Here is a 13,342-nt window from a genome sequence, read left to right on the forward strand (position 1 = left end):
TAGGATTAAAAATGATGTGTTCTTTTAAGAATGCGCAGGGCATTGCACGTGCCTTGCGTGGGGTTTGGCATGGGCGTTATGGACTTGCTCATTGCCCCGCTCATGATGATAGACTACCTAGCTTATCCATTAAAAATGGAAATGATGGGCGTCTCTTACTCTATTGTTATGCTGGCTGCTCTTTTAGAAAAATCATACAAGCGCTCATTAGAATTGGGTTGCTTGGAAAACAAGCCTTCTTTGATACAGCTTATGATCATACGCTTTCTTTCTCAAAACAATTGTGTGCTGATCTCAAACGAGCAAAACGGAAAGCAGAAAAAGCAATTTGGCAACAAAGCCAACCAATTAAAAATACTTTAGCGGAAATCTATTTACGCATGCGGGGGATTACGTGTGACTTATCTCCTTATTTACGCTTTTACGACAAGTGTCCACACCCCTCTGGAGTTACACTGCCTGCGTTGGTTGCCCTTGTTAAGGGGGCTGGCTCCTTTGCTATTCATAGAACCTTTTTAAAAGACAATGGCTGCAAAAGAGATCAAAAACCAGCAAAAGCTATGTTGGGATCTGTAATGGGCGGTGCTGTGTATTTAAGCCAAGCCAATCCAAAACATCTGGTCATTTGTGAGGGCATTGAAACCGGTCTGGCTCTGCTGTCTGGGTTGTTATCAGAGCCCGTGAATTTATGGGCGGCTCTTTCAACCCATGGCATGATGCATGTGAATTTACCCCATAACAAAGCCCGTCTCACCATTGCAATGGATGGCGATGATGCGGGGCATAAAGCAGGTTTTACCCTCGCTGCGCGTGCCTATAGCCAAGGATTTGAGGTCTTTATCATGCAAGCTCCAAAAGGAACAAATTTTAATAACGTATTACTTTCTAGAAAGAGGAAAATATGAAAGAAAGTGAAGTAAAATACGATAATCAAAATGTTTCATGCAATGATAACGATAATGTTTCTTTAAATGATAAGACTTGTTTAGAAGCCATTCCTTATGAAGTCGCATTGCAACAAAATGGTTGGGGGAAATTAAAACCACTTGAGTATACTCTCTTACCCGTCGAGCCTTTTCATGCTGCGCAAATGCCTTTAACTTTAAGTCGCTACGTTTATAACGTTGCTGACCGTCAACAAGCGCCTCTTGATTTTGTGGCTGTCGCTGCTTTGTGTGGCTTGGCTGCTCTCATTGACAATGACGTGCAAATTGCTCCAAAACAACATGATGATTGGAAGATTGTTCCTAATCTCTGGGGCGCTCTGATGGGTCAACCTTCAACCATGAAAAAACCTACCATGCAAGCCGCTTTAGCTCCTATCACTTGCCTTCAAGAGCAATGGTATAAAGCATGGCTAAAGCAGAAAGAAAAACAAGAAATTGAAGAGATACTTAAAACTTTAGACAAGTCTGAAAAGAAAAAACAAGCCCATAAAGCAATCAAAAAAGGAGATCTTGAAACAGCCCGTGCTCTTTTGTCTGAAACCCTCTCTAAAGACAATGCGCATGATGAGGATGTCTCTCGTTTTATTGTCAATGATACGAGTGTGGAAAAGCTTGGGGAACTCTTAAAAGAAAACCCCCGTGGTCTCTTGATGGTGCGTGATGAATTATCCGGTTTCTTAACAGATATGGAACGGAAGGAATATCAAACAGAGCGTGCCTTTTATTTGGAAGCTTTTAATGGAGATGGTCAATTTACTTATGACCGGATTGGGCGTGGAACCATTTTTATTCCCAATACAACCGTTTCTATTATAGGAGGTATTCAACTCTCGCGCATTCTGCCCTTTATACGCAATGTTTTATATGGCAAAGGCAATGATGGTTTCTTACAACGCTTTCAAATGCTTGTCTTTCCCGATGAGACAAAAGATTGGAAATGGATTGATAGACCTCCCAATCAAGAGGCATGGAAAACTTATGAAGGGGCATTTCGTTCTCTTTATGATAACCCCCTTGGTTCACCAAAACACCCTCTTGTGATGCGCTTTTCTGCTGAAGCTCAAGAGATCTTTCGTGAATGGATGCAAAAGATTTTTAAAGAAGCCAAAGAGAATAACCTTTCTGAAAGCTTACAAGCGCATCTTTTGAAAATGCCTAAGACCATAGTAAGTCTTGCGTTGATTTTTGAATTAACCGAAGGGGGGCGTTTTGAAATCAATAAAGATGCCCTTCAAACAGCCTTGCGATGGGAAAAATATTTGTTAAGTCATGTCAAAAGGCTTTATGCGGCGGCGGATAGCTTAGCAACAGAGGGGGCAAAATTGATTGTCGAGCGCTGTGATCATTTACCCGATGTCTTTACTTTACGTGATATTCATCAAAGAAGTTGGAACGGTTTAACAGATAATGGAGCCGTTAAGCAAGCTTTAGAGCTTTTATGTCGCTCTAATCATATTCGTCAAATATCAGTGGAAAATAGCTCTCAAGGCGGTCGACCGACCATACGCTATGAATGGAATCCTTTCGTTAAAAACAACTGCATAAAACAATGAAGCCATTGTAATTTTTTGTTATCCTTAAAACCTTCAAAGATCTTATCGTACCAACAAAGGGTTTACGAAATATCTTTGAGTTTCTTTGCTCTATAATTTTTTAAAGAAGAGACATACAGAGGTTCTTTTAAATCTTGTGTCAAAAATATTCAAAACACAACCTCTATAGGTTTTGAAGAGGTTTTGACGATTTTTACACCTTCAAAACCTATAAGCAAAATTCGTAATAAAACACTTCAAAATACTCATTCTGATATCTTAAAATAACATACTGCATTTGTCTTTTTTATCCATAAAACGAATAGCAGATTTCACTATTTTGCTGATTTGGAGCAGGATCATAGGTTGTGGATAAAGAGCCTTTTAAAACCCTTTTTGAAAAAATATCGGCTTTTTTAACAGTTTTCTGTATTTTTCCACCATTTATTCAAAATGTATTTAATAAGCTTCATTTCGATTCTCTAGAAAGAATTAATCTGTATAGAAGTTAGAGAAACTGAATAGACTTATGAAGTTAATATGTTTCACAAAGGGCATAGAATCTTGAACTATAATCTATACCTCTTTTGTTAAGTTAATTACCTACTATCTTAAAAGGATAGTTATATGCGTTATTCTAAAAAGAAATCATTTGCACTTTTAAACACTGCACTTTGGATTGCTTTAAGACTTTTAAGAAATCCGATCTTAAATAGAATACGCTTCTTTGGGATTGCCTTTAAGAGATTATACCGTAGTTTAAAATGATAGCTTTATTGTTTTCAAAAGCTTTGTTTTAAAAGAGTTGTGTATATTCATTTTTCTATAGGTTTTGTAGGTATAAAAATTGCCAAAATCCCTACAGAACGTATATTATTGGTTGAATTTATAGGTTGCATCATCAATATAGGTTGTTTTTTAAACGATTTAAAAATGTTAACATATTGAAAAATAATGTTTTTAATTTTTATTCATTTGAAAAAAATGATATAGGTTCTAAAAAGAACTGACAACACTGACACGGTCTATTAAAAGGGATTTTGTTAATCTCTATAATTATCAATCTTTCTTTAGATGTTTTTATAACAGTTTATAAATCGCAATTATCATATATTCTATTTATCTCTTCTCTTATGAAAATGAACAATAACGCCATGGCTATAAAGAATGCGTAAAACAGTAAGGCTTTATAATTATAATGCAAATAAATGCATTGGTTATAAAAACAGTTCCTATAAAAGGCTGTTAAGTTGCAAATGCGTTATAAACAAAATTCACAAAAAATTAAAATCCATTTAGTAAAAAACTAATAGGTTATAAATATAAAAATACGCATTATAAGAGCATTTTTAAATATTATAAATGTATATATTCAACAAATAACGCAATCGTTTAATAAATTTAATAATATAACTTTTAAAATATATAAATATAAAAGAAGAACTTTATAAGTATATGATATCATCATATACTTAACGTATTTAAAAAATACAAAAAATACGTACTTTGTTATATAAATAATCAAGTAATTGAAAATACTACCTAAAGCAGATAGGTTACGAAACAGCCTCTCTCATTTTTTTAAAATACTGACTTTCTTTTATGCTGATTGAAGCGTATAATGATTTCATCGGGTGTGGTCATGCTATAAAACCCTTATGGGGAAGGTATGGCAACGGACGTTAGGTTGTGTTTTCAATTGATACCTTTATAGGGTATCAATTGAAAACGTTGTTTACCTAAAGGGGACACTAGCATGAATGCTACTATAAATTAATACCCCCGTTATTTCTACCATTTCAAATGAAACCGCATCTGTTAATCAACAAGAGCCTGCAAAAAATACGAATTCACTAATAAAAACCTCTCTTTTGATGGTCTTACCTTACACCATATCCGTGCTCTAAGAGATTTTGATTATGTTACAAAGGTTTTGAAGTTTGTTTGATTCTCTTAAAAAGGGAAGCTAAAACCGCTCAATCCAAATTTGGATTGTCCAGTCTTAAAAGAAAGCGTTTCAAACATTATAACGATTTTACTATTCACTTACTTATCTTAAATAGCGACCCCTAATTTAGGATGTGTAAAATCACTCAGTCCATAGTTGGCCCCTGTGCTTTAAACTATATTTTAAAAAGGTTTTTTTGCTCGCTTGTTTGCTATATCATTCATAAAGATTCAATTTCATAAGATATAACATTGTGAATTTCATACTGTTGTGATAATAGTGTCTGTATAATTTCCCGCCTATCGTTTTCTAAATTTTTAGTAAGTGTTTTAAAATCGATTTTATCTAAATCTTATACACCTTTAATGAATTCAATCTATAAGCTCTTATAACAGTTTCAAACAATTATTTCTTTGAAGATTTCGCTCAAAAAAGAGCAAAGCGCGTACATTCTTTAAACGTATGCAATTTATGTTATCGATAATTTCAAACGACTAAATTTTTAAACAATGTGATTTGTGCTATGATAAAAAACGTATCATAAAATTTATAAACTGTTATGAATAATATCTGCTTTTCATTTCATTTAAACGTTTACATGCGTTATAATATTTGCATTATGATTTACTTTTTATGGTCTATTCATACATGCCAATCTTATATAAAAAAATAGTCAGATGAATCGCGTATAAAAGTGTGGTTTCATATAAAATCATTAAACACAATCTATTGATTTTATTATGTTTTATGCATTATACTTTATACGCGCTCAACTGTTTACTTAGCGCCTCCAAATACTTTTGGAGGGATTAAATTTACTTAGATGTAACATAATTCACTTCTATTTCATTAAACATCTGCTGGATACATTTATCCGAATCCAATAGAAAGCGAGAGTTTACACCTGGTCGTGGCAGAACAAAGGTAAAAAAACAAGGACCTTCAACCGGATTACCCAAAGACCACACATTTTTTCTCACACCTCCATTGAGATCGATAACGTTATAATTTCTATCAATATTCAAGCCGCCAGTATGATAGTCTCCATTTACATATTCTGTGAGAAAACCCTTACTAAAGAGGTTTCTGATCAATGGTGAGCGCTCAAGATTTATGTCAAATGGATCTATCCTTGCTTGGATAACAACATCTGCAACCTGAGTCGTTACTTCTTCTGAGAAAGTACCAACAATACGGAAAACAGAATTTTTCTCATCAATTTCTAAAATAGGTGAAGGACCAAGATCTATGCAAAGTAAACCACTATCGATTAAAGCGAGTAACTGCCTGTTTCGCACTAAAGGTGGACCGACAGCTATACGATTCATAATAGGAACAAATTCGCTTACAAAACGAGCATGCGACTCTGGTGTCAAACCACCCCATTCAACGCAATAGCGCATGGTATCACGCACATCTCTCAAGACATCGGCTGCTGCTTTGACACTGCCAGAAACATTTCCTGCGTAAGCGTTTTTGAGATCGTCTTCCAAAAATTCATAGATATAGCGTTTGTAATCAACAGCATTTTTGAAGACAACGCCTTGTAAGGGATATAATATTTCATCGATTTTCCTAAAATCTTCATAGTCAATGCACGTAGTCTTACCGACGGCATGATAGTATGCCCTCAACATTTCCTTTTTCAAGACTGGAAGAACATCTTCAAAAAAATCAAATTTCTTTTTTTCCTGTCGCAGAGATTTGAAGTAATCTAATGTAAAGAATTCAGCTGTATAAGCCTCAGAGACCCCTTTCTCATTTATGGCTCTAGAAGAAAATGGAAGTCCTTGTCTTGAGAAGAGACTAATGACTGGCTCTCGCCCTGATGGTATATATTCCAAGCGGCCTCTGTTCTCTTTATATCGGCCTCCTCTTCCAACAGTTAGCTCGGCTATAACATCATGCGCTGTTAACCCCATACCCTGCACCAGCACTCGAGCATCAGGGCTAACACTTTCTATCATGGATAAAGGATAAGGAGATCTTATAAATCCTAAGTTGGGATTTTTATGCTTATTTGAAGAAACAAAATCTATTTTTTGTTGCTCATTTTCTGTGAGTATATTAGTGCCATGCCCAGTAGTCATAAATATAAATTCAAAGGACTGCTTATAATCCCCATCTACCACAACGGTAAATTCACGCTCTGATAATGGCTTAATATCAATCACATGAGATCTGATAATGGACACATCTACATTACGCGGTCTGTTTGCTGTCAATAGATCTACAACGAATTGTAAATAATTCCCTAATTCAGCACGTGATAGATAGTCATTATCGTCTATAGGTGCTCCAACATCTGAGTCTTCAGCCATATGATAGAAGTTAGAACCTATTTTACGGATACCTGCATCTTTAGCCCATTGAGCAAATGATGGTCCGTTAGTATATGGGCCAGAAACTTCACAAGTTTTATCTAAAAACATAGTCATTTGCGATGCAACTGTGTTGACTAATAGATAATCTGCTTGTCTTGGCGAATGAGATCCACAACCATGTTCATTGGGATCAAATATTGTAAGGTTTATATGCACACTACTTATATAACGACGAGCATAGGCATTTATCCTCTCATAAAAACTAATGCCACGCGCCCCAAAACCGATGATAGCACAATTAATGGTTTTTTTTCTGTTTGTAGCCATAGTGTCCTTCCTGTATAAACCACACGCATAGAATAAAAAGAAGAAATGATGAAATAGAGAATATTAGGATATAATTCTCTATTATATAGAAAAGCCAAGTAAACATATACGCAGCTATTGCTTGTGATAAGGCGAATGCTGACACTGCTCTGCTCCAAATAATCTGCTGAATTTGTGGATCAGATGAAGACAATTCTCCTATTAACCCAAGATATAAAGGTACAATGCCAGGGGTAGCGGCACCCATAATAAGAGCCAGTAGTAACAACGCAATCTTAAAATCAGGGAACAATAGCAATAGAAACGAGGCAAATAATTGCACAAAATTCATCAAAAAGATCATTGAGCGATACGACGTTTTCTTGGCTGCCATGCCCAATATTATGGCTCCTAAAAACGCACCAAAGGCATAAACTAGCCAAATGATAGAAGCAAAATAGGTTGATGGTATTGTGCGAAGCAAAACAAAATTCACAAGAAACAATATATATGGCATCAACGCTGCAGCGTTTATGCCATATGTTAGATATATGAAATAATCTATTCGTTTAGACTTATACGACTTTTTAATATGCTCAAAATTCGTGTTGGGTATAAACCAATAGGTTATTATAAAAAATATAAGAGTGATTAAAAAAAGTGCCCCCCAATAATAATATACTTTAATACTTGCTATCATGGGTGTAAACAAAGCAGACAATAGCAAGCCTAACCCCACTCCTGAGAACATTATGCCACCAGAACGAGCCCGCTCTTTGGGATCTATAGCCGATAACAAAGTCGGAGCAGCCACAGCTGTTAAGACACCACCCGAGAAGCCTACAATAAAACGCCATATCATGAACCACAAGCTTCCATATGGATAACAACAGCATAAAAAAGACAGCCCACTCATGAAGAATGCTAATCTCAATGCATATCTTGGAGAAGTGAGGCGTAAAATATAAGGGGATGAAAAAGCACCGATGAAGTAACCTAAAAAATTTGCAGAACCTACCCAAAAAATATGATTTTCATCAAGCCAACCTTGGCTTATAAGATAAGGTGTTGCAGGCGTATAAGCAAAGCGTGATAAACCTATGCCAACCAAGGATGCCGCAAATCCACTCAATACGTACTTGACCGTTTTATTCATTGTCATATTAGCTTTAGATTTACTTTTTCTTAGCCCTGTATATAGCGAGCATACTCGTTTTCTAACTCTGCGATAATTTGTGTTGCCGAAATAAAACGCGCCAAGAAAGCATTTTGCCCCGCCCAAAAAGGACCTATATCAAGATCTCCTCGTAAGAGCATACTTTTTTGCAGTTGCTTGAAGGCATCATAACCGTAAGGATACTCCGGAATATCCTTATCAGTAATACTCATCGCCCATTGGACAAACGGTGTCATTATTGACCGCGCAGGTCGCCCAGAAATGGCTCGCGTCAAAACGGTTGGTATGGATTTATCAGACTTTAAAAGATTTTTATGACAATGACTCGCACCGCTTTCGCTACAACCTATAAAGGCACTCCCTAATTGTACTCCCTGAGCACCCATGAGCATAACGCTCGCTATATCAGCCCCAGTCATTATACCGCCCGCAGCAATTATAGGAAGTGACAAGTGCTGAGCCAAAAGCCGAGTCAAGACGTGTGTTGATAACTTCTCGTCGAATTGTGAAAGATTAAATTGTCCTCGGTGTCCTCCTGCCTCAAAGCCTTGAGCAATTATTGCATCCAAACCCTTGGCTGAAATTTCTTTCCCCTCCTCAAGACAAGTTGCAGTAGCCATAAGTTTGGCACCGGTCTGTCGAAAGATGTCAATGATATCCTCATCAGGGATACCAAAATGAAAGCTAATAATATCAGGGGCTTGTGCAGCGACTGCGATAGCTAAATCCTTATTATTTTTAATAGAGACGTATATATTCTTAAGAGGGGTATTTAGAATCGTTTCCCCACCTAAAAAATGATCGTTTAGCTTAGTTCGCCAATGAGAATCTTTTGCTGTATCCACACGCAAAAAAGGATCATGACAGAAAAGATTAATATTAAACGGTCGATCAGTTAGTGCTTTCGTTTTTTGAATTAACAAAACTGCTTCATCTGCCCCCAATCCGCCAATAGCTATCGAACCCACCGCACCAGAATTAGATACGGCAGCCGCCATCTCAGGCGTCGATACACCAGCCATAGGCGCTTGTATTATTAAAGAGCGTATATCTTTAGGTAATGTAGCGAACACAGTAGTCCTCAAAATTAATGGTTTGGAAATTCATCACCTATAATGCTTTTGAAACTATAGATGGGAAGTACGAATAACAACACCGCTTACCCTTGCTCTACACCACTTAGCATCAAGTTAGCAGCAAGAAAATTAAAGCTTCGTTCATTTTCATATCCAGCGGCGATATATATAAAAAAATGTACGATTGCAACAATCTATTATCCTGATAAATTGTGATATATACAGTTTTTCTATAACCTTAAATCTACTTCATTATGCTTGTCGTGATAAATCTTATTTGTTCAGCACAGTAGGTGGAAAATTATGAGCAGTTTTTTCGACAAAAGTATCATAATTTTAAGAAAAAAAAGAGAACCAAATCACTGTAAAAATCACCTCGCCCTTAAGTTCTGTAAACGATATTTTGTACCTCATCTTAACCTGCAAAACTTTATAGTACTAAAACCAATCAACCAAAGAAAAGAGAGACAAGAAATTGAAGAGATACTTGAAACTTTAGACAAAAGAGAAAAGAAAAAACAAGCCTATAAAGCACTCAAAGATCAAGACGAAGAACAAGACCTTGCTCTTCTTTCACAATCTCTTGAACACAAAGAAAGTGAGGAGGATGACAGTTCTATAAAACGACATCTTATCATCAATGATGTCACAGTCGAAAAGCTTGGGGAACTCTTAAAAGAAAACCTGCGTGGTCTCTTAATGGTGCGTGATGAATTGGCTGTTTTTTTAGCCAATCTGGAACGAAGAGAATATCAAACAGACCGTGCTTTTTATCTCATAGCTTTTAATGGAGATGGTCAATTCACTTATGCTCGGATTGGGCGTGGAACCATTTTTATTCCCAATGCAACCGTCTCTATTATAGGGGTATTCAACCTGTACAGATTATTCCCATTCTTCAAGCCATGCAACGTAGAATAAATGATGATGGTTTCATGCAACGGTTTCAAGTGCTGATCTTTCCCGATGGATGACAAGAGCGGTTATGGGTCGATAGACCTCCTAATCAAATCGCATAGGAAAGCTATCAAAGGATCTTTCGTTCTCTTTATGATAAACCATTAGGATCACCAAAGCATCCGATAACCGTACGTTTCTCTGTTGAAGTCCAAGAGATGTTTCGTGAATGGTGAGAAGATTTTCAAGAAAAGAGTAAAGAGAGGTCATTTCTCTGCAAATTTACAAGCGCATCTTTTGAAAATGAATAAAACCATACCAACCCTTGCGTTGATTTTTGAACTGGCTGAGGGTGGGAGTTTTGAAATTAATAGAGATGCCCTTGAAAGATCCTTGTATTGGGAAAAATATTTGTTAAGTCACGTCAAAAGGTTACAGGTTGTGGGTAAATAGCCCTAAAAAACCCCTTTTGAAGAAAATTAATCTGTAGAATATATTGTCATGGAGTTTATCCTTTATGTCTCATCCTCTTTATTCTAATAACAAACACGTCACTTTACGCTCTCTTTTACAATCCTATCATGATCAAGCGATATCAGAATAAGAAAAGCAAGCCGCTTTTGAGAAGTTTGTCATGGCTTATTTGAGTGAAGATCCGCTCCAAAAGCAAGAATACGAAAAGGTTCAAACTTATAGAAAGGCCGCAGACGAAAAGGATTGGAAAGGAAGCGATAGAGACACCGATATTGATTTGGTGGCAAAAATTCGTGATCAGAATGAATACGTTGCTATTCGCTGTAAATTTTATGAAGCCAATCATCAGATTACCCAAGACGATATTGAAAACTTTATCGCTATTTCGGGAAAAAGAGATTTAAATACCGTCTTCTGATTGATAGCACCGAAAAAGACTTAAGCGAAAATGCCAATACCATGATTGAAGGGCAAGCGGTTACAGTTTATCGGATTAATCTGTTTGATATGAACAATAGCCAAATCAATTGGGATATCTTTGATAAGACAGGCAATATTGTCCTTTATGAGCAAACGAAAAAAAGCTTTTAGATCATCAGAAAGAAGCGCTCAAGGCGGTTTGTGAGGGTTTGCAAACAGCAGACCGTGGCAAGCTGATTATGGGGCATGTGATACGGGAAAGACTTTTAACAGTTTGAAGATAGCAGAAACAGGCAAGCATGTTTTGTTTTTAGTGCCCTCTCTTGCACTGATATCACAAAGTATCCGTGAATGGACAGCCGATGCACAAGTGCCCTTGCGTTGCTTTGCGGTGTGTTCGGATAAGCAAATCGGCAAGTGTCATAAAAACCAAGACGATGATGGAGAAATATCGGCATCTGACTTAGCCCTCCCAGCAACAACCGATGCCTCTAAGCTTGTTGAGAAAGTAGAAAACTATTCTCCTCATGCGATGAGTATTATTTTTGCTACCTATCAATCGATACAAGTAATTATTGATGCACAAAAGGATCATGGTTAGCAGCCTTTGATTTGATTATTTGTGATGAGGCTCATAGAACAGCCGGTGCTTCATTGAGAACAGAGGACAGTGAATCTGATTTTATCAAGGTTCATGATAACAGCATTATTCGAGGCAAGAAACGTTTGTATATGACAGCAATGCCTCGTATTTTTAGTGATCATGCTAAAAGGCGTACCGATGAGGTTGATTCTGTTTTGGCATTTATGGATAATGAAACGCTTTATGAAAAAGTTCTTTATACCTACAGTTTTACCGATGCGGTCAAAAATGAACTGTTAACCCCTTATAAGATTATTGTTTTGAGGATTGATGAGGGGGAAATCAATAAAACCATGGAAGTGCCTACCACAAGCAAAGATTATGAACTTCTTCTCGATGATAAAACAAAAATCGTTGGCTGTTATCAAGCTTTAACCAAACTGGATCTGAAAACTGATCTTGGGGATGATACGGCTCCCATGCCCCATGCATTGGCTTTTTATACAGATATCAAGACCTCTAAACAGATCCGTGATACTTTCCAAGGAAAAGGTGTTAAGAGGATTTTCAACAGACTTTATCAGGACTACCCCGATACGCCCCCTCTGATCTGTGAAGTTGATCATATTGATGGGAAGGATGGTGTCAAGGAACGGTCAAGAAAACTGGATTGGCTTGAAAAGAATACAGGAGAAAATTATTCCGTATACTCACCAATGTAAGATGCCTCTTTGAGGGGATGAATGTGCCAACACTAGATGTGGCGATGTTTTTACATCCGCGCAAAAGCCAAGTGGATGTAATACAGGCGGTAGGACGCGTGATGCGGCGCGCTCCGAATAAAAAAGAGGCTATATCATTTTATCCGTTGGGGTATCGGCTGGGATTGACCCAGAAAAACTTTAAAGAACAATAAGAAATACAGTGTTGTTTGGCAAGTTCTCAATGCTTTGCTTTCTCATGATGAAAATTTTAGTAAAGCACCCAATCAGATGAATTTAGGACAGGATGTAAGCCCTATCTTAGAGATTATAATGGTTTCTCAAATATTGATTTACAGAATGTCACCACGGTTGTTGATGACATCCCCCTTCAAGCAAGATCAGAGCATACAAGTGCAAGAAATGTCTATCCACTGCGTAAATCGCTTTCCATTCAATAATGATATTATTCCCCCAAATTTATGGAATAAAGATGATTTTCGTTATTTTGCAACTTAAATGAGAGCACTAAATAGCGTGAATTTTCTTACTCTTCTCCTCTTCGTTCTCATGCCTCCCACTTTAGTCCCCTCCTGTTTAGGATTGCATCAATCAAAATCACTGGATTACCCTCCCAAGAAAAATGAGTATGCCCATATTTTGAGTGCCTAGCGAAGAGCTATCCTACATTGTAAACGCTCTCCTCAAAACAAGTGCTGTTCTGATCATTCTACTCTGCATCAAAAGCATCATTCCTATTAAAGGATGAAACAAACAAAAATGTGAGGTAAGGCAATAAATCTGTACTGTTTTAAAAAAATTAGTGTAATAATAGTTTTGAAAACGATAAAGTTAAATGAAAAAGGAAATACTAAAAACGGCTTTTCAACTTTATATTCTTCCCAGATAAGCTTTTCTATCGATTCTAGAAATGATGCAGATAAACATACGCAATAT

7 protein-coding genes and 1 pseudogene are annotated in these 13,342 nt (G+C 36.8%); 5 read left to right on the forward strand and 3 right to left on the reverse strand.

What is annotated here, in order from left to right:
• The first annotated feature begins 11 nt into the window (after positions 1 to 11).
• On the forward strand, positions 12 to 905 hold the full coding sequence (locus CER18_RS02250) for a DUF7146 domain-containing protein (RefSeq protein ID WP_100128483.1): 894 nt from the start codon (positions 12 to 14) through the stop codon (positions 903 to 905).
• Positions 902 to 2,500 (forward strand): YfjI family protein, encoded by a 1,599-nt coding sequence (locus CER18_RS02255; RefSeq protein WP_100128484.1) that lies wholly within the window; start codon positions 902 to 904, stop codon positions 2,498 to 2,500. The genes CER18_RS02250 and CER18_RS02255 overlap by 4 nt, the downstream gene beginning before the upstream one ends.
• Before the next feature lie 2,742 nt (positions 2,501 to 5,242).
• Here CER18_RS02255 and CER18_RS02260 read toward each other — a convergent pair.
• The 3 genes from CER18_RS02260 to CER18_RS02270 are packed head-to-tail and all read right to left on the reverse strand — an operon-like array spanning position 5,243 to position 9,307.
• Positions 5,243 to 7,078 (reverse strand): FAD/NAD(P)-binding protein, encoded by a 1,836-nt coding sequence (locus CER18_RS02260; RefSeq protein ID WP_100128485.1) that lies wholly within the window; start codon positions 7,076 to 7,078, stop codon positions 5,243 to 5,245.
• On the reverse strand, positions 7,050 to 8,213 hold the full coding sequence (locus CER18_RS02265; protein ID WP_245410031.1) for a YbfB/YjiJ family MFS transporter: 1,164 nt from the start codon (positions 8,211 to 8,213) through the stop codon (positions 7,050 to 7,052). Before CER18_RS02265 ends, CER18_RS02260 begins: the two co-directional genes overlap by 29 nt.
• Before the next feature lie 29 nt (positions 8,214 to 8,242).
• Complete coding sequence (locus CER18_RS02270) at positions 8,243 to 9,307, reverse strand: NAD(P)H-dependent flavin oxidoreductase (RefSeq protein ID WP_100128487.1); 1,065 nt, start codon at positions 9,305 to 9,307, stop codon at positions 8,243 to 8,245.
• A gap of 306 nt (positions 9,308 to 9,613) precedes the next feature.
• Between CER18_RS02270 and CER18_RS10665 the strand changes: the two genes are divergently transcribed.
• From CER18_RS10665 to CER18_RS10365, 3 genes and pseudogenes are all read left to right on the forward strand, one after another.
• Positions 9,614 to 10,231, forward strand: coding sequence for a DUF3987 domain-containing protein (locus CER18_RS10665; RefSeq protein ID WP_280951559.1), 618 nt, complete (start codon positions 9,614 to 9,616; stop codon positions 10,229 to 10,231).
• A 201-nt stretch (positions 10,232 to 10,432) separates the two neighbouring features.
• Positions 10,433 to 10,660, forward strand: coding sequence for a DUF3987 domain-containing protein (locus tag CER18_RS10670; RefSeq protein WP_100128488.1), 228 nt, complete (start codon positions 10,433 to 10,435; stop codon positions 10,658 to 10,660).
• A gap of 64 nt (positions 10,661 to 10,724) precedes the next feature.
• Positions 10,725 to 12,837 (forward strand): annotated as a pseudogene (locus CER18_RS10365) (DEAD/DEAH box helicase family protein); the annotation flags it as partial.
• Positions 12,838 to 13,342: the final 505 nt, after the last annotated feature.

The organism is Bartonella tribocorum (assembly GCF_002777915.1).
Classification (GTDB): domain Bacteria; phylum Pseudomonadota; class Alphaproteobacteria; order Rhizobiales; family Rhizobiaceae; genus Bartonella; species Bartonella tribocorum_A.